The organism is Nonomuraea sp. LP-02 (genome assembly GCF_036289125.1).
GTDB lineage: Bacteria > Actinomycetota > Actinomycetes > Streptosporangiales > Streptosporangiaceae > Nonomuraea > Nonomuraea bangladeshensis.
Genome location: NZ_JAXCLK010000001.1, coordinates 6,477,785 through 6,503,002 on the forward strand (window position 1 = coordinate 6,477,785; position 25,218 = coordinate 6,503,002).

Annotated in this window: 18 protein-coding genes; 8 read left to right on the top strand and 10 right to left on the bottom strand. The window is 71.3% G+C overall.

What is annotated here, in order from left to right; genetic code table 11:
* Positions 1 to 35: 35 nt before the first annotated feature.
* Entirely contained in the window at positions 36 to 443 is a 408-nt protein-coding gene (locus SMD20_RS30470) for a winged helix-turn-helix transcriptional regulator (RefSeq protein WP_329587936.1), read from the top strand.
* 6 nt (positions 444 to 449) lie between these two features.
* On the opposite strand, the gene rpoB is transcribed toward SMD20_RS30470, so the two are convergent.
* Positions 450 to 3,917, bottom strand: a complete 3,468-nt coding sequence (gene rpoB / locus SMD20_RS30475; RefSeq protein WP_329587939.1) for a DNA-directed RNA polymerase subunit beta — start codon at positions 3,915 to 3,917, stop codon at positions 450 to 452.
* Between the two features lie 300 nt (positions 3,918 to 4,217).
* Between rpoB and SMD20_RS30480 the strand changes: the two genes are divergently transcribed.
* Complete coding sequence (locus SMD20_RS30480; protein ID WP_329587942.1) at positions 4,218 to 4,781, top strand: hypothetical protein; 564 nt, start codon at positions 4,218 to 4,220, stop codon at positions 4,779 to 4,781.
* Between the two features lie 246 nt (positions 4,782 to 5,027).
* Here SMD20_RS30480 and SMD20_RS30485 read toward each other — a convergent pair whose 3' ends face one another.
* The gene (locus tag SMD20_RS30485; RefSeq protein WP_329587945.1) at positions 5,028 to 5,666 is read right to left on the bottom strand and encodes an FMN-binding negative transcriptional regulator; all 639 of its coding nucleotides are present in this window, start codon (positions 5,664 to 5,666) and stop codon (positions 5,028 to 5,030) included.
* A 25-nt stretch (positions 5,667 to 5,691) separates the two neighbouring features.
* Between SMD20_RS30485 and SMD20_RS30490 the strand changes: the two genes are divergently transcribed.
* On the top strand, positions 5,692 to 7,029 hold the full coding sequence (locus tag SMD20_RS30490; RefSeq protein ID WP_329587948.1) for an aminotransferase class I/II-fold pyridoxal phosphate-dependent enzyme: 1,338 nt from the start codon (positions 5,692 to 5,694) through the stop codon (positions 7,027 to 7,029).
* A gap of 9 nt (positions 7,030 to 7,038) precedes the next feature.
* Here the strand turns inward: SMD20_RS30490 and SMD20_RS30495 are convergent, their stop codons facing one another.
* The 4 genes from SMD20_RS30495 to SMD20_RS30510 are packed head-to-tail and all read right to left on the bottom strand — an operon-like array spanning position 7,039 to position 10,865.
* Positions 7,039 to 7,635, bottom strand: coding sequence for a GTP-binding protein (locus tag SMD20_RS30495; RefSeq protein WP_329587951.1), 597 nt, complete (start codon positions 7,633 to 7,635; stop codon positions 7,039 to 7,041).
* On the bottom strand, positions 7,616 to 8,014 hold the full coding sequence (locus SMD20_RS30500) for a DUF742 domain-containing protein (protein ID WP_329587952.1): 399 nt from the start codon (positions 8,012 to 8,014) through the stop codon (positions 7,616 to 7,618). Before SMD20_RS30500 ends, SMD20_RS30495 begins: the two co-directional genes overlap by 20 nt.
* On the bottom strand, positions 8,011 to 8,445 hold the full coding sequence (locus tag SMD20_RS30505; protein WP_442942525.1) for a roadblock/LC7 domain-containing protein: 435 nt from the start codon (positions 8,443 to 8,445) through the stop codon (positions 8,011 to 8,013). Before SMD20_RS30505 ends, SMD20_RS30500 begins: the two co-directional genes overlap by 4 nt.
* Complete coding sequence (locus tag SMD20_RS30510; RefSeq protein WP_329587955.1) at positions 8,442 to 10,865, bottom strand: nitrate- and nitrite sensing domain-containing protein; 2,424 nt, start codon at positions 10,863 to 10,865, stop codon at positions 8,442 to 8,444. Before SMD20_RS30510 ends, SMD20_RS30505 begins: the two co-directional genes overlap by 4 nt.
* 179 nt (positions 10,866 to 11,044) lie before the next feature.
* Between SMD20_RS30510 and SMD20_RS30515 the strand changes: the two genes are divergently transcribed.
* Complete coding sequence (locus SMD20_RS30515) at positions 11,045 to 12,328, top strand: FxsB family cyclophane-forming radical SAM/SPASM peptide maturase (RefSeq protein WP_329587958.1); 1,284 nt, start codon at positions 11,045 to 11,047, stop codon at positions 12,326 to 12,328.
* Positions 12,325 to 13,656 (top strand): HEXXH motif domain-containing protein, encoded by a 1,332-nt coding sequence (locus SMD20_RS30520; protein ID WP_329587962.1) that lies wholly within the window; start codon positions 12,325 to 12,327, stop codon positions 13,654 to 13,656. The genes SMD20_RS30515 and SMD20_RS30520 overlap by 4 nt, the downstream gene beginning before the upstream one ends.
* A gap of 64 nt (positions 13,657 to 13,720) precedes the next feature.
* On the opposite strand, the gene fxsT is transcribed toward SMD20_RS30520, so the two are convergent.
* A complete protein-coding gene (gene fxsT, locus SMD20_RS30525) occupies positions 13,721 to 16,267 on the bottom strand; it encodes an FxSxx-COOH system tetratricopeptide repeat protein (RefSeq protein WP_329587965.1) in 2,547 nt (848 codons plus the stop codon).
* Between the two features lie 194 nt (positions 16,268 to 16,461).
* Between fxsT and fxsA the strand changes: the two genes are divergently transcribed.
* Positions 16,462 to 16,641: an FxSxx-COOH cyclophane-containing RiPP peptide gene (gene fxsA / locus SMD20_RS30530; RefSeq protein WP_329587967.1), complete on the top strand. Its 180-nt coding sequence runs from the start codon at positions 16,462 to 16,464 to the stop codon at positions 16,639 to 16,641.
* Between the two features lie 40 nt (positions 16,642 to 16,681).
* On the opposite strand, the gene SMD20_RS30535 is transcribed toward fxsA, so the two are convergent.
* On the bottom strand, positions 16,682 to 18,634 hold the full coding sequence (locus tag SMD20_RS30535; protein ID WP_329587969.1) for a tetratricopeptide repeat protein: 1,953 nt from the start codon (positions 18,632 to 18,634) through the stop codon (positions 16,682 to 16,684).
* A 248-nt stretch (positions 18,635 to 18,882) separates the two neighbouring features.
* Here SMD20_RS30535 and SMD20_RS30540 point away from each other — a divergent pair, with 248 nt between their 5' ends.
* Entirely contained in the window at positions 18,883 to 20,940 is a 2,058-nt protein-coding gene (locus SMD20_RS30540; protein ID WP_329587971.1) for a P-loop NTPase fold protein, read from the top strand.
* Between the two features lie 101 nt (positions 20,941 to 21,041).
* Positions 21,042 to 22,259, top strand: a complete 1,218-nt coding sequence (locus tag SMD20_RS30545) for an MATE family efflux transporter (RefSeq protein WP_329587973.1) — start codon at positions 21,042 to 21,044, stop codon at positions 22,257 to 22,259.
* Positions 22,260 to 22,267: 8 nt separating this feature from the next.
* Here SMD20_RS30545 and SMD20_RS30550 read toward each other — a convergent pair whose 3' ends face one another.
* On the bottom strand, positions 22,268 to 23,425 hold the full coding sequence (locus SMD20_RS30550) for an NAD(P)/FAD-dependent oxidoreductase (RefSeq protein ID WP_329587975.1): 1,158 nt from the start codon (positions 23,423 to 23,425) through the stop codon (positions 22,268 to 22,270).
* A gap of 38 nt (positions 23,426 to 23,463) precedes the next feature.
* The gene (locus SMD20_RS48430) at positions 23,464 to 25,218 is read right to left on the bottom strand and encodes an amino acid ABC transporter permease/ATP-binding protein (protein ID WP_442942526.1); all 1,755 of its coding nucleotides are present in this window, start codon (positions 25,216 to 25,218) and stop codon (positions 23,464 to 23,466) included.

Below are 25,218 nucleotides of genomic sequence, written 5' to 3' on the forward strand. Positions count from 1 at the left end.
CGCGCCCGGCCGCGGCACCGTAAGGAGGCACTTTCGTGTCAGTGACGAACACGGCGGTAATCCCGCAGGTCAACGGCTCAGCCCCGGCCGGGCCGTGTGGTGATGACGACTGCGGGATCCGCGACGTGCTCGACCGGCTCGGGGATCGATGGACCGTGCTGGCGCTGGTCGAGCTGGCCAAGGGAACGCGCCGCTTCCGTGAGCTGGAACGCGCGATCCCCGGCATCTCGCAGCGGATGCTCACGCTGACCACGAAACGGCTGTGCCGCGACGGGCTGGTCGAACGTACGCTCTATCCGACCGTCCCGCCGCAGACCGACTACCGGCTCACGGACATGGGCAGGAGCCTGGCGGGCATGGTGTCCGCCCTCGCCGACTGGTCCCGCGAGCACAAGGACGCCGTCGCCGCCGCCCGTACCCGCTGGGACCAGCAGCACCCGTAGCGCGGCTCAGACCTCCTCCACGCTGCTCGGCTCGCGCCGGGACAGGTCGATGCCGAGCTCCTCCGCGGCGCGGAAGACGTCCTCGTCGGTGTCGCGCATCTCGATGGACATGCCGTCGCTGGAGAGCACCTCGACGTTGAGGCACAGCGACTGCATCTCCTTGATGAGGACCTTGAAGGACTCCGGGATGCCGGGCTCGGGGACGTTCTCGCCCTTGACGATGGCCTCGTAGACCTTCACCCGGCCGACCACGTCGTCGGACTTGATCGTGAGCTGCTCCTGGAGCGCGTGGGCCGCGCCGTACGCCTCTAGCGCCCACACCTCCATCTCGCCGAAGCGCTGGCCGCCGAACTGGGCCTTACCGCCGAGCGGCTGCTGGGTGATCATCGAGTACGGGCCGGTCGAGCGGGCGTGGATCTTGTCGTCGACCAGGTGGTTCAGCTTGAGTATGTACATGTAGCCGACGGCGATGGGATAGGGGAACGGTTCGCCGCTGCGGCCGTCGAAGAGCATGGCCTTGCCGCTCCGCCCCACCAGGCGTTCGCCGTCGCGGTTGGGCACGGCGTTGGCGAGGAGGCCGACGATCTCCTCCTCGTGCGCGCCGTCGAAGACGGGGGTGGCCACCCTGGTGCCCGGCTCGACCTGGCCGAAGCCTTTGTCGCGCAGGTGCTCGGCCCACGCCTCCTCGACGCCGGAGATGTCCCACCCCTGGGCGGCGATCCAGCCCAGGTGTGTCTCCAGCACCTGCCCGACGTTCATCCGGCCGGGCACGCCCAGCGGGTTGAGGATGATGTCGACCGGGGTACCGTCCTCCAGGAACGGCATGTCCTCCACGGGCAGGATCTTCGAGATGACGCCCTTGTTGCCGTGGCGGCCGGCCAGCTTGTCGCCGTCGGTGATCTTGCGCTTCTGCGCGACATAGACGCGGACCAGCTCGTTGACGCCCGGAGGAAGCTCGTCGCCCTCCTCGCGGGAGAACACCCGGACGCCGATGACCTTGCCGGACTCGCCGTGCGGCACCTTCAGCGAGGTGTCACGGACCTCGCGGACCTTCTCGCCGAAGATCGCGCGCAGCAGCCGCTCCTCAGGGGTCAGCTCGGTCTCGCCCTTCGGGGTGACCTTGCCGACCAGGATGTCGCCGGTCCTCACGTCCGCGCCGATGCGGACGATGCCACGGTCGTCGAGGTCGGCCAGCACCTCCTCGGAGACGTTGGGGATGTCGCGGGTGATCTCCTCGGGGCCCAGCTTGGTGTCGCGGGCGTCGACCTCGTGCTCCTCGATGTGGATCGACGACAGCACGTCGTCCTGCACCAGGCGCTGGGACAGCACGATGGCGTCCTCGTAGTTGTAGCCCTCCCACGGCATGAACGCCACCAGGAGGTTCTTGCCCAGCGCCAGCTCACCGCCGTCCGTGGAGGGACCGTCCGCGATGACCTGGCGGGCCTCCACCCGCTGGCCCTCGTCCACGATCGGCTTCTGGTTGATGCTCGTGCCCTGGTTGGAGTGCCTGAACGTCGCCAGCCGGTACGTCGTACTGGTGCCGTCGTCGTTCCTGACCGTGACGTAGTCGGCGCAGACCTCCTCGACCACCCCGGCCTTCGCGGCGAGCACCAGGTCACCCGTGTCCGTGGCGGCGCGGTACTCCATGCCGGTGCCGACGAACGGCGCCTCGCTCCGCAGCAGGGGGACGGACTGGCGCATCATGTTCGCGCCCATCAGCGCGCGGTTGGCGTCGTCGTGCTCCAGGAACGGGATCATCGCCGTCGCCACCGACACCATCTGGCGCGGTGAGACGTCCATGTAGTGCACGTCGTGGCCGCGGACGTACTCGGCCTCGCCGCCCTTCGTGCGGACCATCACCCGCGGCTCGGCGAAGCCGCCGTCGGCCGTGAGAGGGGAGTTCGCCTGGGCGATGATGTATCTGTCCTCCTCATCGGCGGTCAGGTAGTCGATCTGCTCGGTCACCTTGCCGTCGACGACTTTGCGGTAGGGCGTCTCGATGAAGCCGAAGGCGTTGAGCCGAGCGAAACAGGCGAGGTAGCCGATGAGGCCGATGCTCGGGCCCTCGGGGGTCTCGATCGGGCACATCCGGCCGTAGTGGGACGGATGCACGTCACGCATCTCCACGCCCGCCCGTTCCTTGGACAGGCCGCCCGGTCCCACGGCCGACAGGCGCCGGCGGTGCGTCAGCCCGGTCAGGGGATTGGTCTGGTCCATGAACTGCGACAGCTGCGAGGTGCCGAAGAACTCCTTCATCGACGCCACGACCGGCCGGATGTTGATCAGGGTCTGCGGCGTGATCGCCTCGACGTCCTGGGTCGTCATCCGCTCGCGCACCACCCGCTCCATGCGGGTCAGACCCAGGCGCACCTGGTTCTGGACCAGCTCCCCCACGTTCCGGATCCGCCGGTTGCCGAGGTGGTCGATGTCGTCGACCTCGACGATCACCTCACCGTTGGCGCCCGGCATCGACTCCTCGCCGGCGTGCAGCCGGACGATGTACTCGATCGTGGCGACGATGTCCTCTTCGGTCAGGGTGCCCTGCGTGATCTCCGAGTCGACCCCGAGCTTCTTGTTGATCTTGTAGCGGCCCACCTTCGCCAGGTCGTACCGCTTGGCGTTGAAGTACAGATTCTCCAGCAGCGTCTGCGCCGACTCCTTGGTCGGCGGCTCACCCGGCCGCAGCTTGCGGTAGATGTCCAGCAGCGCGTCGTCCTGACCCGCCGTGTGATCCTTCTCCAGCGTCGCCCGCATCGACTCGTACTGGCCGAACCGCTCCAGAATCTGGTCGGTCGTCCAGCCCAGCGCCTTCAGCAGCACCGTCACGGCCTGCTTGCGCTTCCGGTCGATACGCACACCGACGCTGTCACGCTTGTCGATCTCGAACTCCAGCCAGGCCCCCCGCGACGGGATCACCTTGCACCCGTACAGGTCCTTGTCGGAGGTCTTGTCCACAGTGCGCTCGAAATACACACCGGGCGAACGGACCAGCTGCGAGACCACGACACGCTCGGTGCCGTTGATGATGAACGTGCCCTTCGGCGTCATGAGCGGGAAATCACCCATGAACACCGTCTGGCTCTTGATCTCACCAGTGGTGTTATTGATGAACTCCGCCGTGACGAACATCGGGGCGGAGTAGGTCATGTCCTTGTCTTTGCACTCGTCTACGGAGTACTTCGGCGGCTCGAACCGGTGATCGCGGAACGACAAGGACATGGTCCCCGAGAAGTCCTCGATCGGACTGATCTCTTCGAAGATCTCTTCGAGGCCCGACTGGGTCGGGACGTCCCTGCGCCCGGCCTGGCGAGCCGCCTCTACCCGGGCCTTCCACTTGTCGTTGCCGAGCAGCCAGTCGAAAGACTCGGTCTGCAGGGCCAGAAGGTCAGGAACTTCGAGCGGCTCCTGGATACGCGCGAAAGACACGCGACGGGGACCAGCGGGTACGGCGGAGGCGTTGCGCGAGGCTGCCAACAGATGTCCTTCCGAGGGCTCGCGGCGGACTGACTACACGCACGCCAGACGACCTCGGGATGCGAGCGGGCAGCACGAGGCGTCACAAGGGGAGCGTGGAAGCATGAGCGTACTCGCTCCGTCTAGTTTTGTCCACGCTAACGCAGACCCATCTTCCCGGTCGCATCTTCAGGATGACGGATGGGGGTTCGCTTGTCAACCTTCAAATCGAGAATTCAGATGTGCGGGTTCGGTGCGAAGACGGTGAAAGTCCTGCTCAGGCGGTGGTGCGGCGGAAAGTGAGGCTGGGACGATCCGGTCGTGCGGATGTCCGTTCTCATGGCCGTGCTGGGATGGATGTTCCTGGTCGCGGCGAACTGGCTGCAGATCCCCCTCCACAGGGAGATGGGGTGGTTCGGGGCGCTGCTCGTCGTGGCGTTCGGATGGGTGTGGGGCGGCTTGTGGACCTTCATCGCGGTCCTGCTGCGCCTGTCCGCGCGAGCGTACGCGCGGGCGGCGGTGGTGCTGGTCGTCGCGGCCGTGGTGGGGGCAGGGGTGTGGGTGGTGGACTGGCGGGCCGTGTTCGTCGACGGCGTCGTGTGGGCAGGGCGGGACGCGTTCGGGGAGCTGGCCGCCGACTTCCGGGGCGGCCGGCCGGTCGAGGCACCCCGGTGGATGGCGTACGTGTCGGTCGGTGGGGAGGTCCGGGTGCTGGATCGCGGGCTTTATCTGCCGGTTCTCGTGGACGAGTGGCGGGGGGAGAGCGGGGCGGGAATCGCGTACCTCGGGCCGTCACCGGGCGCCGGGCGGCTCGTGCCGACGGCGGAGGGAGGCATGGGGCGGCCGGTCCGTGATCTGGGTGACGGGTGGTGGTGGGTGGAGTAGGCAAGTCTCCGTCGTCCACAGGCTGTGCACGGACGAGATTGCCCGGAAAGGGCGGCGGGGAAAGGGGTTCGGCGCAGCCGGCCGATCATCCTGTGGATATCTGCGCGTCCGGTCTGTACTGGGAGGACGTGCGTGCGGAGCCGGTTTTGGGTGCGGTGGGCCGGGGTGAGGGGTTGGCTGGGGATGCGGCGTTACGGGGAGTGGTTATCCACAGGAAGGGCGAGTTATCCACAGCGTGTGGGAAAGCTACTGCGCTCCCATCCTCCTGAGCTGGTGTGCCCGCGCGCCCGCGTCGCCCGGCAGGTCGCGCTCGGCCAGCCCGGCGGCGACGCGCTCGCGGAGCTCGACCGGCTTGTGGCTGTCGTACTTGAACTTGGCCCGGACGCCCATCACCTCAAGCCGCAGCCCCCGGATCGCCGACAACATCTTCCGGTACGGCCCCTCGTCGGCGGCGACCACGCCGTACCCGCCGTCCGGCTCGTGGTGGGCGAGCTGGCGGCGCAGGATGTCGGCCTTGCCCTCCTTGTCGTCCACGATCCGGGCCGTGCAGGTGAGCTGCACCGAGGCGTAGTAGCTGGTCGGTACGCCGGTGCCGGGGGAGTCCGCGCGCCAGGTGGACGGGATGAAGGCGTAGTCGTCGTGCACGCTCATCACGACGGTCGGGTTGGCCTCCAGCGCCGTCCAGATCGGGTTGGGCCGGGCCAGGTGCAGCACGATCTCCTCCCCTGCGCCCGACTCGCCGGTGCCCAGCAGGAAGTGGGTCGGCACCACCACGGGCGGCCCGCCCTGCACGCCGTTCGCGGCCAGCAGGCCGAAGTCACGCGTACGCAGCCAGGACCGCCACTCGTCCGCGTCAAGAGCCGCGTCCCAAGGATGAATGAGCACCCAAACTCCTTTGTATTAGTACATAATGTCTTTTGTGCTAGAAAAATATCGGATCGTCGGCGAGACGGCCAGTGAGCTGGCCGCCGGGGTCGAGACCGCCGTCTCCGACGGGCGGCTGTCGCCGGGCGCGCCGCTCCCCCCGATCCGCGAGCTGGCGCGGCAGGCCCAGGTCAGCCCCAGCACGGCGGCGGCCGCCTACCGGCTGCTGCGCGAGCGCGGCGTGGTCGAGACCGCCGGGCGGCGCGGCACCCGCGTCCGGCCGCGTCCGGCCAGCACCGCCCGCGAGGACATCCGCATCGAGGTGCCGCCGGGCGTAAGCGACCTGTCCCAGGGCAATCCCGACGCGGCCCTGCTGCCGCCCCTCCACGACGCGCTCGCCGCCGCCGCCCGCGCCCACGAGGAGCGGCCCGCGATGTACGGCACGCACGACGACGCGGACCTGCTGGCCCTGGCCGCCGCCCGCCTGCGCCGCGACGGCGTGCCGCCTGGCGACCTGGCGATCACCTCGGGCACCCTCGACGCCGTCGAACGGGTCCTCGCCACCGCCCTGCGCCCCGGCGACCCGGTCGCCGTCGAGGACCCGGGCTGGTCGTCCCTGCTCGACCTGGTCGCGGTGCTGGGCCTGCGGCCGGTGCCGGTACGGGTGGACGACGAAGGACCGCTCCCCGACGACCTCGACCGGGCGCTGCGGGCCGGCGTACGGGCCGTCGTGGTCACCGCCCGCGCCCAGAACCCGACCGGCGCCGCCGTCACCGCCGCCCGCGCCGCCGCGCTGCGCGAGCTGCTGGCCGCGCACCCGAACGTGCTGCTCGTCGAGGACGACCACGGCGACGGCTTCGTGGACGTGCCCCTGCACCCGCTGGCCGGGGCCACCTCCCGATGGGTGCTGGTGCGTTCGACGGCCAAGGCGTTCGGCCCGGACCTGCGGCTGGCTCCGGTCACCGGCGACCGGGCCACGCTGGACCGGCTGCGCGGGCGGCAGCGGCTGGCCGTCGGCTGGGTGAGCCACCTGTTGCAGCGGGCGGTGGCGCACCTCTGGCGTACGGGGGCGGTGGACACGGCGGCCGTGGCGGCGTCGTACCGGGAGCGGCGGGACGGCTTGGTGACGGCGCTGGCCGGGCGGGGCGTGCGGGCGCACGGCCGGACCGGGCTCAACGTGTGGGTGCCCGTCGCGGACGAGTCCGCCGCGATCACCCGCCTGCTGGCCCGGGGCTGGGCCGCCGCGCCGGGGGCGCGCAACCGGGTGCGTACGCCGCCCGCGATCCGCGTCACCGTCTCCACGCTGAGCCCGGCCGACCTCGGTCCGCTCGCCGCCGACCTCGCCGCCGCCGTCGAGGCCCCCTCACGCGGCCGGTACGGCTAGCCGGTACGGCTACGAGCCCGGCGTCGCCGGCCGCGAGTGCGCCGCCATCAGGTGGTCCACGAGCGCGACCAGCACGTCCCGGCTCGCCCGCCGGTCACGGGCGTCGCACAGCACGAGCGGCACCTGCGGATCGAGGTCGAGCGCCTTGCGGATCTCCTCCGGCGCGCGGTCCCTGACCCCGTGGAAGCAGTTCACGCCCACGACGAACGGGATGTGGCGGCTCTCGAAGAAGTCGATCGAGGCGAAGCTCACGTCCAGCCGCCGGGTGTCCACCAGGACGACCGCGCCCATCGCCCCGTTGACGAGGTCGTTCCACATGAACCAGAACCGCTCCTGGCCGGGCGTGCCGAACAGGTAGAGGACCAGCTCGCGGTTGATCGTGATGCGGCCGAAGTCCAGCGCGACGGTGGTGCTCGTCTTGCCGTTGAGCCCCTCCAGGTCGTCGACGCCGACGCTGGCGTGGGTCAGGTACTCCTCCGTACGCAGGGGCGCGACCTCGCTCACCGCGCCGACCAGGGTCGTCTTGCCGACCCCGAAACCGCCGGCGACGAGGATCTTCACCGCCAGGGGAGCGGTGTCCCCGTGGTCAGAGTTCGCGTAACCCATCCCTCACCGCCTTGAGGATTTCCATGTCGGGAAGGCCGTTCGCGTGCGCGAAGGCCATGGGAGGCCGGGCGCGCAGTTGCCCGGTCTCGATCAGGTCGCCAATAAGGATCTTGGTGACGGACACCGGCAGGTCGAGCGCGGCGGCCACCTCGGCCACCGCCATCGGCCGGCGGCACAGGACGGCGATCCGACGGTGCTCCGGCTGGAGCCGGCGCGGGCCGCGGCCTGGCTCGGGGAAGGTGTCCGACACCGTCGTCACGAGGGTGATCAGCGCGAGGTCGTCCCGTTCGGGAGTGGTACGCCCGCCGGTGATCGTGTAGGGACGGACGAGGGTTTCGTCGGCGTCGTCGTCGTCGAAACCCTCCGTCCAGTGTTTCATCCGTGTCCCCCGATGTCGCGGGCCTCCGGAGCGCGGGCGTCGGTGCCGAGCTTCTGCCCGACCTGCTGGATCAGGGTGTGCATGGCGACGCTCATCAGCTCGGCGTCGACCTCCTGGGAGGCGACCACGGCGAGGTGCGTGCCGCGCCCAGCCGCCGTGATGAACAGCCACAGCTCGGCCATCTCGATGATGACCTGGTGCACAGGACCGCCGCTGAAGAGCTGCCCGACGCCACGGGCGAGGCTCTGCTGGCCGGTGGCGATGGCGGCGAGGCGCTCGGCGTCCGCCCGCTGGATGGACCGGGAGCGGCTGATCACCAGGCCGTCGTCGGACAGCACGATGGCGTGCCGGGTGCCCGCGACTCGTTCGACCAGGCCGTCCAGCAGCCAGTCCAGGTCGGCGTTGGTGGCGGTGGTTCGCTGCGTCATCATCGATCTTCCGTCGTAGGGGAGCCGGGCTCGGGGGATCCGTTCGGCCGGTGCGGTGAGGTGTCGTCGTCGCCGCGGCGCAGGCGGGACTGCCTCTGGAAGGCGCCGATCGCGGCGCCGGAGCGGCTGGGCCGGTCGCCCCAGGCCCAATGCTGCTGATCGTCCGGTTCGTCCGGATCCGGGGTGGCCGGGTTCCTGAGTTCTTCGGCCAGATTGGCCTGGCGTACGCGCTGGGGCAGCGGACGACGGCCCGAGTCCGAGTCGGGCGGTGGGGGAACGGGTGAGGCGGCCACGTTCGCCAGTGCCCGCCCCCTGGTACGGCTCGGCAGGCCGTTCCCCGAGGCCGGGTTCTCCCGCGCGGCCTCGTCCTGGGGACGGGGCCGGGGGCCGGTCGACGCCGGGCGGGGCTCCTCGGCGGGCGCGGCGCTCTCCCTGGGGCGCTCCACCACCAGCGTCTCCGGCACCAGCACGATGACCCGGGCGCCGCCGAACGCCGACGGCCGCAGCTCCACCTGCAGGCCGAGGCTCGCGGAGAGCCGGGCGACGACGTACAGGCCGAGGCGTACGTCGTCGGCGTGCGTCATCACGTCAAGCTGCGGCGGCGACTTCATCAGGGCGTTGGCGGCGGCGTACTGCTCGGGCTCCATGCCGAGGCCGCGGTCCTCGATCTCGACCGCGACGCCGCGGCTGACCGGCGAGGCCCGTACCTCGACGGGCGTCAGCGGCTTGGAGAAGGCGGTGGCGTTCTCCATCAGCTCGGCGAGGACGTGGACCAGCGGCCCGACCGCGCGCTCGGCCACCCAGGGCTCGCCCTCGACGTCGATCGTGATCCGCCGGTAGTCCTGCACCTCGCCCTGCGCGGCCCGCAGCACGTCGAGCAACTGCACCGGCCGGCGCCAGCGGCGCTGCGGCTGCCCGCCGCCGAGGATCACCAGGTTCTCCTCGTAGCGGCGCAGCCGGGCGGTGAGGTGGTCCAGGTCGAACAGGCCCTCCAGGATCTCCGGGTCCTCGTGCTTGCGCTCCAGCTCGTCGAGCTTCTTGAGCTGGAGGCCGATGAGGATCTGCGTACGCCGGGCGATCCGCTGCAGCATGCGCTGGAAGCCGCGGTGCTGCTCGGCCTGCTTGACGGCGGTCAGGACCGCGCTGCGGCTGGCCAGGTTGAGCGCCTCCCCCAGCTCGCCGAGCTCGTCGGGGGTGGGCTCGACCAGGTGGACCTCGGCGTCCACGTCGACGTCCTCGCCGCGCTCCAGCCGGGCGACCACCTCGGGCAGGCGCTCCTGGAGCTCCTGGGCCTCCTCACGGAGGCGGAGGATGCGCCGCCGGAGGACGGAGGTGAGCCGCCAGCTCGTGAAGATGACCAGGCCCAGCGCGAGCAGGCTGACGCTGCTGATGCTGACGAAGACCACGAACAGCATGCCGGCGTGGCCGTAGCCGAGCTCGCGGACGGTCTCCAGCCGGAGGTTGAGGAGGTCCAGCACCTGGGCGGTGACGGCGTCGACCGACGTACGCCAGGCGGCCGCGTCGCCGCGCACCGTCACCTGGCCGCTCGCGTCGCCGCCGTTGGCCAGGCGCGACTCCTGGGCCACCATGGCGTTCCACGCCTGGCTCGTCATCAGCGCGCGGTCCCGCAGCTCGTCGCCGGTCAGCGCGGGCATGATCCTGGACTCCAGGAGATGCGTACGGGTGCCGATGGCGTCGGTGACGACGGCGTACTCGTCCTTGGTCAGCCGGCCCGTCTTCCAGGCGCCGGCCAGCACGGCGTCCTCGCGGCCGATCGTGTCCAGGACCCAGAACAGGTCGATCATGATCTGCGATCGGCTGTTCACCTGGCCCTCGTCGGTGTGGCTCAGCGCGGTGAGCACGCCGAGGTCCGCCTCCAGGAGGCCGCTGTAGTAGTCGAACGCCTTCCTCGCCGTGGACGTGCCGGCGTCCACCGCCCGCCGCTCCACGCCGAGGGAGCCGAGCACGCGGCCGGTGGCGGCGACGGCCTCGGGCAGCCCCTCCTGCCCGTTGGCGAAGTCCTGGCCGATGAGTGAGCGGAAGGCGCGTACGGACTCGTCGGTCGCCGCCCGCTGCTTGACGAGCTGGTCGCGGATGCCGGGCGTGGAGGCGGCCTGCACCTCGGCGGTGAGCCTGCGCTCCTTCTGCAGGTCGAGGAACAGCGCCGCCGCGGGCTTGCCGGCGGTCTCGGTCGCGAGGTCGAGCTGGGCCCGCTCCGCCCGCCACTGGGACGAGAGCTGGTACATGCCCGAGGCCAGCAGCGGAGTGAAGGTCAGGCTCGGCACGAACACGATGATGAGCAGCACCGTACGCAGAGGGAGCCGGCGCGCGCCGGCCAGCCGCCGCGAACGAGCGCCGTCCGAGCCGTTGCCGTCGCCTGCCGTCTCGGCCGCGTCTCGCCCGCCCCTGCCTAATTCAGCCACGTGCCGGACTCTCCTCACACTTCGGATTGGTGCTCGATCGTAGCTATGTGACAGGTGTGGCGAAAAGCCCTGCAGTCAAGGGCTCGGCGGCCTGCGTGTAAGGGCCGCGACGCCTGCCCGTGAGCGCTAGGATCGCGGCGTTCCGCAGGTGCTCGAAGCTCCCCAGGGAAAGGGTGGGCGTGAGTTCGCAGTCCGAAGAGGCGCGGCCGGAATGGCCCTCGGGGCTGGACATCGGCGCTCTGCTGGAGAGCGGCTGGCGCCCGACGCCCTTCCAGCAGTTCGTCCTCAAGATCCACAGCCGGTGCAACCTCGCCTGCACCTACTGCTACATGTACGAGATGGCCGACCAGGGCTGGCGCCGCCAACCCCGGCGCATGTCGCAGGCCACGATCGACGCGGCCGCGGCCCGCATCGCCGAGCACGCCAGGATGAACCGCCTGTCCCAGGTCGAGGTGATCCTGCACGGCGGCGAACCCCTGCTCGCCGGCGTCGACCACCTCCGCTACGCGGTCAACGCCGTCCGCGCCGCGGTCGATCCGGGCGTGACGGTGAACGTCCAGGTGCAGACCAACGGCGTGCTGCTCGACTCCGCCTTCCTGGAGCTGTTCGACGAGCTCGGCGTGCTCATCGCGGTCAGCCTCGACGGCGACCGCGAGGCCAACGACCGCCACCGCCGCGGACCGGCCGGACAGGGCAGCTTCGACCGGGTCGACGCCGGGCTGAGCAGGCTCGTCTCCCCCGCCTACCGGCACCTGTTCAGCGGGCTGCTGTGCACCGTCGACCTGGACAACGATCCGGTGGGCACGTACGAGGCGCTGCTGGCGTACGGGCCGCCGGCCGTGGACCTTCTGCTGCCGCACGGCACCTGGGAGACCCCGCCGCCGGGCCGCCGGCCGGACAGCGAGGACACCCCCTACGGCGACTGGCTCGTCGCCGTCTTCGACCGCTGGTACCGCGCGCCGGAGCGGGAGACCCGGCTGCGGCTGTTCGACGAGATCATCCGGCTGCTGCTCGGCCGCCCCTCGCGCAGCGAGACCGTGGGGCTCTCCGCGGTCGCCGTCGTCGTGATCGAGACCGACGGCGGCATCGAGCAGGTCGACAGCCTCAAGTCGGCCTACGACGGAGCCACCCGCACGCCGCTGCACGTCGGCGACGCCGGCGCCTTCGACACGGCGCTCATGCTGCCGCCGATCGCCGCCAGGCAGATCGGCGAGCGCGCGCTGGCGCCGGAGTGCCAGGCGTGCGAGATCAGGCGGGTGTGCGGCGCCGGGCTCTACCCCCACCGCTACCGTCCTGGCACCGGGTTCGCCAATCCCAGCGTCTACTGCCGCGACCTCTTCCGGCTCATCAAGCACGTCCAGCACGCCGTGAGCGACGACCTCGCCGCCGTACGCGAGCGCCGCCGGCGCCGCCAGGCGCCCGCGCAGCTCACCGATCCGCAGAGAGGCCACTCCACGTCATGAGGCTGACCCCGCATCTGCTGCCCAAGAAGGTGTTCGCCGAGTTCGCCTCGGGCGGGGGCGGCCGCGACGCCGTCGGCCGCCTGTGGGCGGCGCAGGACGGCAAACGCCTGCTGCTCCTGCGCGGGGTCCGCGACCTCGCCACCGAGGACGTCGAGCGGGTCCGGCGTGCCTACGACCTGCTCGCCGACCTCCAGGAGGACGCACCCGAGGTGGTCAGGGCGGTGCTCCGCTACCCGACCGTCGGCTCCTGGGGGCTGCGCACGCTCCAGGCCCTCGCGGGCGAGGCGCCGCCGGCCGCCTGGCAGGATCCGGCGGCCATGGCGTCCCTGGCGGCGGTGGCGGCGATCAAGGCCGGCCGCGCGGTGACGGTCGAGGTGCCCGTGCTGGACGGCGCGGTGGTGCTCCCGTCGCTGGGGCGGGCCGTGGTGCCCGGCGACGCGCGGACCGCCGTCGTACGGACCGCGGACGGCGAGGCGGAGATCAGCGCGGGCGGCGTCACCGTACGCGTCGGCGAGGGCCCCTCGTGGGAGGGGCTGCGCCGGATCCGGGCCGAGCATCACGGGATGGCGGTCGAGTTCGTCGTGGACGACGTCGATCCCGGCCGGATGCCGGGGGCGCGACGCCTGGAGGAGCGGCTGAGCCAGGCGGACCTGCACCGGTGGGCCACGACGCTCCAACCGGCATGGGAGATCCTCGTCGAGCGGCACCCGCTGGTCGCCGAGGAGACCGACGCCGTGGTCAAGGCGCTCACCCCGCTGATCGGCCCGGCGGACGGCACCGCCAGCGCGACCTCCAAACTGGCCTTCGGCAACATCGGCCTCTCCACGCCGCCCGATCCGCACTCGTTCGCCGTGACCCTCGCCCACGAGTCCCAGCACGCGAAGCTGAGCGGGCTGCTCGACCTGATCCCGCTGACCCGGCCGGACGACGGCAGCCGCTACTACGCGCCGTGGCGGGAGGACCCGCGCCCGCTGGGCGGCCTGCTCCAGGGCGCCTACGCGCACATGGCCATCGCCGCGTTCTGGGAGGTCGAACGCTGCGAGCCGCATCCGGACGAGCTGCTGCTGCGGGCCCACACGGAGTTCGTACGGTGGCGCGAAGGCACCGACGCGGTGATCCGCACGCTGCGGGCGAGCGGGCGGCTCACGCCCGAGGGCGAGGTGTTCGCCGCCGGGATGGCGGACGCGATGGCCGCGATGGGCGCCGGGGACGTCCCGGCCGAGGCGACGCTCCGGGCCCGGGGCTCGGCCGGCCGGCACCTGGCCGGCTGGCGCGCGCGCAATGGCGAGCCGCCGGCCGGGCAGGTTCCGGTCCCGACCGCGCCGTAGGCCCAGGCCCTCGCCGGGGCCGGATCGGCGGCAGGTCGAAGCCGAGCCCCGGGCGTCGTTCCGATCAGATCGGCGGCGGGTCGAAGTCGAGGTCCAGGTGCCGTCCTTCGAGGAAGGCGACGGCGTCGGGGTGTTCGAGGCCGAGGCGGTGCGCGTACATCTCGCGGGTGTCCTCCCGCAGCCGCTCCGCCTCCTCGACGGCCTCCGGCGTGCCGAGGCGCTTGAGGTCGGCGGAGAGGTTGGCGGCGCAGGCGAGGGCGACCGGATGGCTCGGGCCGACCAGCTCCCTCAGCCGGCGGTAGGTGTCGTGGCCGCGCTCGACGGCCGCCTCGACGTGGCCGAGCTCGGCCAGGTCGCTCGCCAGGTTGGTCGCCACGGTCAGGTAGTAGTGGTGGTCGCGGCCGAGGTACCGCTCGATGTCGTTCAGGGTCTCCTCGTTGACCGCGCGGGCCCGCTCCGGGTCCTGGCAGGTGCGGTGGAGCAGCGCCAGGTTGCCGGTGCAGGCGAGGACGTACGGGTGGTTGGTGCCGTACACCCGGGGGTAGCGCGCGACGGTGTCGGCCGCCAGCTCCAGCCCTTCCTGCTCCTGGCCGTTGTTGCGCTGGACGTTGGCGAGGGACATCGCGGCGGCCAGCGTGTCGGGGTGGTCGAGGCCGTACCTTCGCACGTAGCGGCCGTGCACGTCGGCGCACATCTCCAGCGCCCGGTCGAGCTCGCCGAGCCGCCGCCAGGCGATGGAGAGGTCCTTCGCGGTCCAGAGGTAGGCGGGGTGCTCGCCGCCGAGGTATTCGAGGCCGTAGGCGAGGGCCTCCTCGCCGAGGTCGCTCGCCTCGGCGTAGTCGCCGGTGAGCCGGACCGCGCGGGCGAGGGAGTTCCAGTGGATGAGGACGGTCGCCGCGCCCGCCTGCGCGTCCTGCAGCCCGATGAAGGCGACCTCGTGCAGCTCGCGCGCCTGCTGGAAGCTGCCGGTGAGGCTGTGGTCCAGGGCCAGGTTGTTCTTGGCGCGCAGGGTCCGCGGGTCGTCGGGGCCGAAGGCGGCCTCGTGGCGGCGTACGGAGTCCTCGTCGTGCTCCAGGGCCGCGCTGAAGTCGCCTCGCGCGCGCAGGTCGGCGCCGATGCCGCTGACCAGGTTGAGCAGCTCGTCCTCCGGCGTGCCCACCTGCCGCATCTTGGCGAAGGTGCGCTGGTTGAGCTCGTAGACCTCGTTGTACTTGCCGAGCTGGCGCAGGATGTTGCCCAGCTCGCGGTAGGCCTTGAGCACGTGGGGGTCGTCGGGGCCGGAGTCGCGTTCCCACTGGTCGATGAAGAGGTTGACGAACTGGTGGGCGAAGCCGTCGCCCGACATGTACAGGTAGCGGGCCAGGTCGAGTGCGAAGTCGCGGACCTTGACGTCGCGGCTCTCCTGGACCCGGGAGGGGACGACGTGTCCCAGGATGCCGCCGTATTTCCCCCAGTTGACCGACTCTTCCGGGTTGCCCAGTTGCAGGCCGGTCAGCAGGCGGTGGACGTCCGCGAGATGTTCGTCCCTCTCCTCCGGTTCGAGCTCGTCGCGGACCAGGGCCTGGATCAGCCGGTGCACCTGGATGGTCCGGCTGCCCGGGTCGATGCGCGCGAGGGCGAAGCGGCCGAGCTCGCCCACCGACCGGCTCAGCTTGATCGGGTTGGCGAGCAGTTCGCTCATGCGCGGGCTCAGGCCGCTGACCCGCTGGCTGAACACGTCGCGCGGGATCGGCTCGGGGCCGAAGAAGGCGCAGCAGCGCAGCAGGTCGATGGCCTCCGGCCGGCGCTCGCTCAGCCGGCTCACCGACAGGTTCCATGCCGCCGTCATCGAGATCGGGTATTCGGTCGGCTTGCCCTCGCTGAGGAGCTGCCCGGTGTGCTCGTTGAGCAGCTCGATGTACTCGTCGACGGGCATGCCCGTCTCCGCCTGGAGCGCGCCGGCCTGCTCCAGCGCCAGGGGAAGGTCTCCCAACTGCTCGGCGAGCCGGTCGGCGTCCTCGGGGGCGAGGGCGCGGCGCACCCGCTTGGTGAGGAAGTCGATGCTCTCCTTGCGGCTGAAGACGTCGACGGGCACGGCCTCGACGACGTCCTCCCACCGGTGGTTGCGCGAGGTGATCAGGACGTGGCCGGGCCCGTCGGGGATGACGTCCCTGATCTCCTCCGGCTCGTCGGCGTTGTCGAAGATGAGCAGCCAGCGGTCGTACGGCCGGCCGCGCCGCAGCGCGTCCAGCGCCGCGTTGGCGGCGTCCTCGACCCCGACCGCCGCCGCCGACGGCAGTTCGAGGTGGGGTGCCAGGGCCGCCAGCGACGAGCGGATGAGCACGCGCTGGTCGGCGGAGATCCACCAGACGAGGTCGTACTCGTTGCCGTAGCGGTAGGCGTACTCGACCGCCATCTGCGTCTTGCCGACGCCGCCGAGACCGTGCAGGGCGTGGGGGAGCACTTGGGGGAGCACGACCGTGACCTGACCGCTGGTGCCGGCGGTCATCCCGGCGCGCAGTTTCTCCAGGAGCTCTTCCCGGCCGGTGAAGTTCTTGTTCCTCGGTGGAACCTTGCCCCATACCTCGGGGGTGCCTGACCGTCGTACTTCATTCTGGTGCGTACCGGTCATAAGGGGACACCTCCGGATCGCGGATTTTCAATGCCAACGTTGGGGCAAGATTTCGCTATCGTAAATGGTTCCATCGGGCCCGGCCATGACCTTTTAGTGCTGGCCTTTGAACGAGCCCCTGTATCAGGCGTGGACGCTCAGCTTGTATGCTGGCCCAGACACGGCACCATGATGTATCGAGCTGGGAGTCGCTCATGGAGCAGCAGCAAGACGACCTGGCAGGTCAGCTGCCTGATTGCTCCGATCTGTCCCTTCGCGACCTCGATGAGCTCGACAGTTCGGCCTTTGCCTACGCGCTGCGGAGCCTGATGTCGCCGGACCCGCGGGACACCGAAGTCGTCGCCGGATTCAGCAACTCCATCGACTATCAGTAGCGGGCCTTAACATCCCATTCGGGCAGAAATCGCCCTTTAGTCACTGCCTGCGAGCAATCTTCCCCATCGGTTTCTGGTGATGGCGGAACAGGCGGGGATTCGTCGCCTGGAGCGCCTCTTCGGCCAGCTCCGCCGCGAGGTCCCGGTCGCCGCGCCGGTCCGCCGCCTGGGCGAGGAACATCAGGACCAGGCCGTGCGTCCGCCCCTCCTCGCGAAGCTCCTCGATCTCGCTCCGCGTCACCGGGACGTTGGCCGCCATGATGTACGCCGCGCGGGCCGAGGGCGGCGCGGCGGTGGCGACGCTGCTCAGGTCGGCCACGGCCAGCTGTGAGTTGCCCCAGTCCGCATGGATCTCGCCGCGGATGCGCAGGGCCTCGCAATGCTTCGGATCCCGTTCCAGCAGCCCGTTCAGCTCTTTCACCGCCGCTTTGTGGCGGTTCGCCCGCCAGTGAGCCTGCGCCACCTCCAGCCTGGCGATGGACTCCGCCGCCTGGTTCAGCAGACCGGAACGCGCGGCGCCGAGCGCGCGGTCCGCGTCCCCCTGGAGCAGGTGCAGGCGGGCGATCGCGGCGTACAGGTGCATGACGGCGGGCGACCTGCGGTCCGTCATCACCTTGTCCTGCAGCGCCGTCTCATATGCCTCGCACGCCGCGGCGTGGTCGCCGAGCAGGTAGGCGATGTCGCCCAGGATGATGCGGGCGGCGGTGTGCGCCTCGTGGTGGGCCCGCCGATCCTTTGCCAGCGTCGCCCGCGCGTACTTCTCGGCGAGTCGCAGGTTGCCGGCGGACATCGCCTGCTCGCACTCGCGCAGCAGGTCGTCCGCGGTGGGCTCCCGCTGCGGCCCCGGCGCCTCGCCGAGCCGCTGGAGTGCCCGCGCCAGCCGCGGATGCTGGAGCTGGAGGCCGTCGTCGCCGGTGAGCCGGCAGTACTTCAGCAGATGCCGGTCCTCCACCGCGCGGACGACGGTGTCCGTGATCTCCTTGGGGCGGGCGCTCCGCGGCGCCGGCACGGCTTCGTGCGGGGACCTCTCGTCGGGCGACCGGGTGAAGGTGCGCCGCATCCAGCCGCCGATCTCGCAGGTCGGCAGGTTGTGGTCGGTGGTCAGCGTGAACAGGGTGCGGGTGCAGTAGTCGGCCAGCGCCGCGTCCACGTCGTCGAGCACCTTCTCCGCGACGACGGACAGCCCGCCGCCGTCGCGCAGGCCCGCCCAGAGCTGGGCGCACAGCGCCTGCAGCAGGACGGGCTCCACGCGCCCGCCCGTCGTGCCGTGCTCGACCGCCAGGGCGTCGACCAGCCGCTCCGGCACCTGCTGGTCGAACTGCAGGCGGGTGCCGAGCAGCGGACGGGTGAGCGCGTCGATCGCGGATGGCCGGTCGAGAGGCGGCAGGTCGTACCGCGCGGGGGTCAGGCCGAGCGCCACGCCGAGGTCGCCCGCCTCCTGGATGGAGTCCGGCCGGATGGCGAGCAGCAGACGGACGTCGGGGAACGCCCGCAGAGCCGTCTCCAGCTCCGCGCGCACGCGACGATGATCCGGCCGCGCGGCGGCCGGACGGCGCAGGATCCGATCGGCGCCGTCGACGGCCACCAGGATCGGCGTGCCGCGCCCCGCCCTCCTGGTCTCCCGCTGGAAGAACTCGTGGATCGTCAGCCCGACGCTGCGGGCGGGGTCCTCCTCCTCGGGCTGCCAGGAGGACAGGAGCGCGAAGAGCGGGCGGCCTCGGGCCGTGACCACCGGAGCCGGCAGGGATCTGCGGTAGTCCAGGTCGCCGACGGGCACCACCCGCGCTCCGCTCGCGGCCGCGTACGGAGCCGCTCCGGCGTGCAGCAGGGAGGTCTTGCCGACACCCGAGTCGCCGACCAGCAGGGTCAGCCGATGCTTCTTCCAGAGCTCGGCCAGCTCGCGTTTCTCGGCGTCACGTCCGAAGAAGCGGGCCTCGTCCGGCCTGCGGAAAGGCCGGAGACCGACCCAGGGCCCATCTTCGTACGCGGTCACGAAGAGACTCCCGCCGACGCCGATTCCTGTCGAATCATGATCTCCCGTATCCGCTGCCGCCGCACGCGAATGTGTGTTCTGCTTGACGGCGGCTTGGCATGAAATCCGGCTGGGTAATGCCGCAATCATCCAAGAAAGTCTTCTATCATGCTATGTCTAGCGTCAGAAGTCCTTGGCGGAGACAATCGCGGGCGTATGAAACGCCTTTTTACCCCCCCTGACTCACGACTGCATCTATGGTGACCTGAATGCGGAAAAAGGTCGATCGGCTGTCCCCCGAGGAGCTGGAGCAGGCCGCCCGTCAGATGCTGGAGAACGACGCCGAGCTGACGTACGACCACGACCGGCACCGCGCGATACTCGACCACGTACGGCAGCGATCCGGCCAGCTCTCCGCGCTGCTGAGCGAAGAGATCGCGGTGGTCGGCGAGGCCCGCCGCGCGCTGCGCCGCCTCTGGATCGTCGCCGCTCTCGCCTTTCCTGCGGCCTCCTTTCTCATCCTCGGGGCCGCTCTGTGGAGCGACGGGACGCCCTTCCAGACGCGGACGGCCAACGTCACGTTCGCGTCCGGCCTGGCCGTGCTCGGGATGATCGCCCTCGCCGCGCGCTGGGCCGCGATCCGGCGGCGCGGCGTGAACGCCGCCCGCGAGCTGCGGACGGCGCTGGTGGCGCCGCTGCGCGCCCTGATCCGCCTCCTCATCAGCGAGCTGGAGGACGACGAGGTGCGCTGGGGCGGCACGCTGCGCACGTCCGAGGCTCCCGCGCTGGTGGAGCTCCACCTTCAGGACACCATCCCGTCCCGCACCTACGAACGGCTGCGCACCTTCATCGGCGAGCACGAGTCCTCCGCCATCGGCCTGGCGGGCGCGCGCGGCTCCGGCAAGACGACCCTGATGCGGCAGCTGCGGCTGGACAAGGATCTGGACTGCCATGTCGCCCTGGTCAGCGCGCCGGTGCAGTACTCCGCCGTGGAGTTCACCCGCCTCATCCACAACGAGCTGGCACAGGTCGGGCTCAAACCCGGCGAGGCGGCGCTCATCCGCCACCGCATGGTGGCGCCGACGCTCCGCGCGGTGCTGCGGACGCTGCTCGCGTCCGTGGTGCTGTTCTTCATGATCACGTTATGGATCTACGACAAGAACCGTCCCGTGCCGGACGCGCTCGACCTCGGCTGGACGGGCATCGCCGCGGTCGTCCTGGGCGCGCTGATCATCGGGTTCATGCTCAGCCGGGGCTGGGTCCTCTTCCAGAGCCGGACGAGACTGACGGTCCCGCCCCGGACCGTCCGTGAGCTCTGCCTGCAGCAACTGGAGTTCCTGCGCTGGTCCACGACGATCGAGAGGAGCGCGAGCGCCGCGCTCAAGGTCGGCGGCAGCGGCTTCGACGGCGGTGGCAAGCTCTCCAGGACCGAGCGGGAGATCACCCACGCCGAGTCGGTCCAGGCGCTGCGGCAGTTCATCGACCAGCTGCTCGCGCTCAGCGACAAGCCCGTGGTCATCTGCGTCGACGAGCTGGACAAGCTGGCGAACCCGGCCGAGGCCGTCGACGCGATCAACGGGCTCAAGGACCTGTTCCACGTCGCCAAGGCGCACTTCGTCCTCTCGGTCTCCACGGACGCCATGCACAACTTCGCCGCGCGGGGGGTGCCGGTGAGGGACGTGTTCGACTCGGCGTTCGACACCATCATCGGCGTCGGCCCGCTCTCCATGAAGGAGTCGCAGACGCTGCTGTCCCGGCGGGCGCGGGAATTCTCCAACGTGTTCGTGCTGTTCTGTCACGCCTGGTCCGGTGGCCACGCCCGTGACCTCATCCGGACCGCCCGCGCGTGCGTGGACCTCAAGCGCGAGCTCAGGGACGGCGAGGAGGCCACGGTCGCCCTGTTGTCCGGGCGGGTGCTGCGCAAGGATCTGTGCGAGGTCGTGGACGCGACCGTCGAGAAGCTGCGCGGCGACGACAGCGCCGATGACCGGGGCAAGGACCTGCTGGACCAGGTGCTGGCGTTCCAGGAGTCGCTGGAGGACGAGTCCGCGCCCCTGCACGACCTCGTCGAGGCGAGCGCGTTCCCCCCGGACGCGGGACCGGTGGCGCCGGAGGCCCAGCCGGCGGCCACCCTGGCTCCGTACGCGCGGATCGCCGGCCTCTGTGAGCGGCTGTTCTCCGTCGCCCGCCCGCCCGCGGCCTGGCAGAGCGAGGCGATGGGCCAGGCCGTCATCGCCCTGGCGGAAGTCCGGTCCTCGCTCGGACGCCACCCGCGGGAGATCGAACGCCGGCTGAAGCGAGCTGTGGAAGCCTGCGACCGGGTGTAGAATGATCATTGTCCCGAGCGGTGAGGCCGCCCGGGATTTTGCTTTTCATGCCTTCCCTTCATCGAACGATCCTCAGTGCGGCCGTTCCCCTGTTCGGGTCCATGAGCGCCGGGGTCGTCGCGCAACTCGTCGGCACGTCGCTGCTCGGGCACCAGGCGACCGCCCAACTGGCGGCGTTCACGCTGGCCGGCGCGGTGCTGAACCCGGTCACGGCGGCGGTCGCCGGTGGGCTGCGCGGGGCGGCGCCGTTCGTCGCCGTCCACCGCGACCGTCCAGCCGAGGCGGTCGCCGTCCTGAAGGACGCGCGGTGGCTCGCGCTCGGGCTCGGCACGGCGGGCGCAGGGGTCATGCTCGCGGTGCCGTCCATCGCGCGGGCGGGCGGGGCGCCGGAGGAGGCGGTGGGGGAGCTCGGCCTGCTGCCGCTGCTCCTGGCGCTCCACGTGCTGCTGTTCGCGGCGGGCAGCGGCGCCAACGGGGTGCTGGTCGCGCTCGGACGCAGCCGGCTGGTGCTCTGGTCCGGCCTGGCGGGCACGGGCACGCAGGTCGCCCTGTCGCTCGTCCTCGTGCCGAGGGTGGGGGTTCAGGGCGTCGGCGTCGCGCTGCTGGCGTCCACCGGCGTCGCGGTCGCCGTCTCGAACGGGGTGCTGTCGCGGCTGACGGGCTCGTCGCCGTGGCCGGGGCGGCCGCGAGCGCGGCGGATCGTACGGATGGCCAGGGTGGGCATTCCCATGTCCGCCACGCTGGTGATCAAGTTCACGGTCATGGGCGGGGTGGCGTACACCGCCGCCCGGACCGGGGTCGAAGGGGCGGCGGCGCACGCGATCCTCATCGCGCTGGACGGGTTCCTGGGGCTCGCGGCCTTCGCGGCGGCGCAGGCCGCGACGCCGGAGATCGCCAGGGCGGCCTCACCTCGGGAGACCCGCCGGGTCAGCGGGGCGGCCGTCACGATCGCGGCGGCCGGGGTGCTCGTGGGTGGGCTCGTGCTGCTGCTCTCCGGCGGGGCGGTGCTCGGCGCGTTCACGCCGGACGCCGCCGTGCTCGGCCTCGCCGGTGGCCTGGTGCCGCTGCTGGTGGCCTTCTCCCTGGTGGGCAACTGCGGGATCGTGGTGGCGTACGGGCTGGTCGGGCTCAGGCGCTCGACCTGGCAACTGGCCTCGGCCGGCACCGGGTACGGCCTGCTCGCCCTCACCATGACCCCGGCCACCGAGGCCGGCGGGCTGGCGGGGTTGTGGTGCGCGATGCTCGCGAGCGCGGCGCTCATCGGCGTGATGCAGGTCGCCGGGTTCGTCAGGCACAGCGCCCGCGTCGCCACCGGTTGACCGGCCCGTCAGTCGTCGTCGTACCCGTAGGGGGGTGCGATCGGCCGCCCCTGGGCGAACCGGTCGGGGGTGAAGGCGGAGACGTCCACGGTCTGCGGCTCTCCCAGGGCCAGCTCGGCGAGGGCCCGGCCGACCGCCGGGCAGATCTTGAAGCCCATGCCGGAGAAGCCGGCCGCCACGATCAGTCCCTCGATCCCGGCCACCGCGCCCAGCATCGGCCGGGCGTCGGGCGACATGTCGTACACGCCGGTCACGCCGCGGCTGATGCCCGATTCGGCGAGGGCGGGAACGCGGCGCGCGGCCCGCCCGACCAGCTCCACCACGCTCTCCTCGCCCGGCGTCTGCGGGAAGTCGTCGGGGTCGATCCCGTCGCGCGGCCCGATGAAGTCGCCGAGCAGCAGGCCGCCGCCCTCCGGCCGGAAGTACGTACGGGTCCCCGAGTCGATGCAGGCGATCCTCGACGCCGGCCCGCCGGGCCCGTCCCGCAGGACCGTCACCTCGTGGTACTCGGACTCGATGGGCAGGTCCACGCCCAAGGCCAGGAGCAGCGGGCGGGTCCAGACGCCGGCGGCCAGGACGACCAGGTCGGCCATGAGGTCGCCCGTGTCGGTACGCACCCCGCGCACCCGGCCGCCGGCGTCGGTGAGCAGCGAGCGTACGGGGGTGTTGGGCCGGTAGGCGACGCCCAGCTCCCGCGCGCGGGACAGGAAATCGCCCGCCACGACCGCGCCGTCGCCGTAGCCTGCGCGCGGCTCGTACGCGGCCGCGACCACGTCGTCCACCCGCCAGCGCGGCTCCAGCTCCAGCACGTCGGCCGCGGTGATCACCTCGGCCTCGGCCCCGCAGGCCCGCTGCATCTCGACGTTCTTGCGCAGCAGGTCGGCCTCGCCGGGCTGGACGACCCGGACGAACCCGCACTCGCGCAGCACGGGAGGCCGCCCGACCCGCTCCGGCCACTCGCGGAAGAAGGCGAGGCTGTCGACCGCGAGACGTACCTCCTGCTCGAAGGTGTAATGCATCCGGACGAGGGCCGACGAGCGGCTGCTCATGCCCTCCCCGGCGTGCCGCGCGTCGACGACGGTGACCGCACGCGCGCCGCGTTCAGCCAGGTGGAACGCGGTGGACGCGCCCATGACGCCGGCGCCGACGACGATGATCTCGGGCACTGCTCAGACCTCCGGAAAACGTGATGAGGGGCGGGGGGTCACGCGAGGACCTTCGACAGGAACGCCTTGGTGCGCTCCTCCTTCGGTGCCACCAGGCATTCCCCGGGCGGGCCCGACTCGATGACGACGCCCCCGTCGAGCATGGCGACGGTGTCGGCGACCTCCTTGGCGAACCCGATCTCGTGGGTGGCCACGATCATGGTCATGCCCTGCCCGGCCAGGTCCTTCATGACGTCGAGCACCTCGCCCACCAGCTCGGGATCGAGGGCCGAGGTCGGCTCGTCGAACAGCATGACGTGCGGCTTCATCGCCAGGGCACGCGCGATCGCCACCCGCTGCTGCTGCCCGCCGGACAGCTGCGACGGGTAGGAGTCGAGCTTGTCGCGCAGGCCGACCCGGGTCAGCAGCCGCTCGGCCTCCGCCTCGGCCTGCGCGCGGGACAGGCCCAGCACGCGCCGGGGACCGAGCGTGACGTTCTCCAGCGCGGTCATGTGCGGGAACAGGTTGAAACGCTGGAACACCATGCCGATACGGACCCGCTGCCGGCACAGCTCGGCCTCGGTCAGCTCGTGCAGCCGGCCGCCGGCCTCGCGCAGCCCGACCCGCCGGCCCTCCACCTCGACCAGGCCGGAGTCCAGGCGTTCCAGGGCGTTGACGCAGCGCAGCAGGGTGGACTTGCCGCTGCCCGACGGGCCGAGCAGGACGAGCGTCCGCCTGGGGCGGACGGTGAGGTCCACGCCCCGCAGCACGTCGGTGGAGCCGAACCACTTCCACGCCTGCTCCACCTTGATGATGGGCTCGGCGTCGTCCACGGTCTCCTGCGGGGCGTCGGGAACGAGCGCGGGCGAGGGCTCGGCCTTGGCGCGGGCGGCCGCGCGCCGCCGGGCCCGCCGTTCGGCGGCGGCCGAGGGCTTCACGCCGAACCCGCGGCCGAAGTAGCGCTCGACGTAGTGCTGGCCGACGCTCAGGACCGAGGTCAGCAGCAGGTACCACAGCGAGGCCACCACCAGCAGTGGGATGATCTTGAAGTTCTGCTGGTAGATCTGCTGCACGCTGGTCATCAGGTCCCGTCCGGAGATGACCGAGACCAGCGCGGTCATCTTCAGCATCGAGATGGCCTCGTTGCCGAGCGTCGGGATCAGCACCCGCATGGCCTGCGGCAGGATGACGAAACGCATCCTGCGCCCCGAGGACATGCCGAGCGACATGGCCGCCTCGCGCTGCCCGCCGTCCACCGAGATGATCGCCGCGCGGACCAGCTCGGCGCAGTACGCCGCCTCGTTCGTGGCCAGCGCCAGCACCGCCGCGGTGGCCGCGCCGATGACCGAGCTCGTCGGCACCGAGCCGAACACGATGCCGGTGAGCGGGATCCCGAGGAAGAGGTTGGGGTAGAGCGCGCCCAGGAAGCCCCAGAAGATGACCTGGACCAGCAGGGGAATGCCGCGGAAGAACCAGATGTAACCCTGCGCGACGCCGGACAGCACCGGATTGTCCGACAGCCGCATCACCGCGAGCAGCACGCCGCCGGCGACGCCGATCACCATGGCCACGAGGGTCAGCTCGATCGTGACGGCGAGGCCGTACAGGATCGAGGGCGCGAACAGGTATTGCCGGATCGAGGCGAGGTCGAGGTTGGGGTTGTGCCACAACGACCAGCCGAGGGCGAACAGGACGTACGCCACCAGTGCCGCCGCCGCCCAGCGGCCGTACCGGCGGACCGGCACCACGGCGACGGGAGGCGGACGCTGCCCGGCGGGGGCCGAGGTGGCGTCGGCGGATGCCAAGGAGGTCAC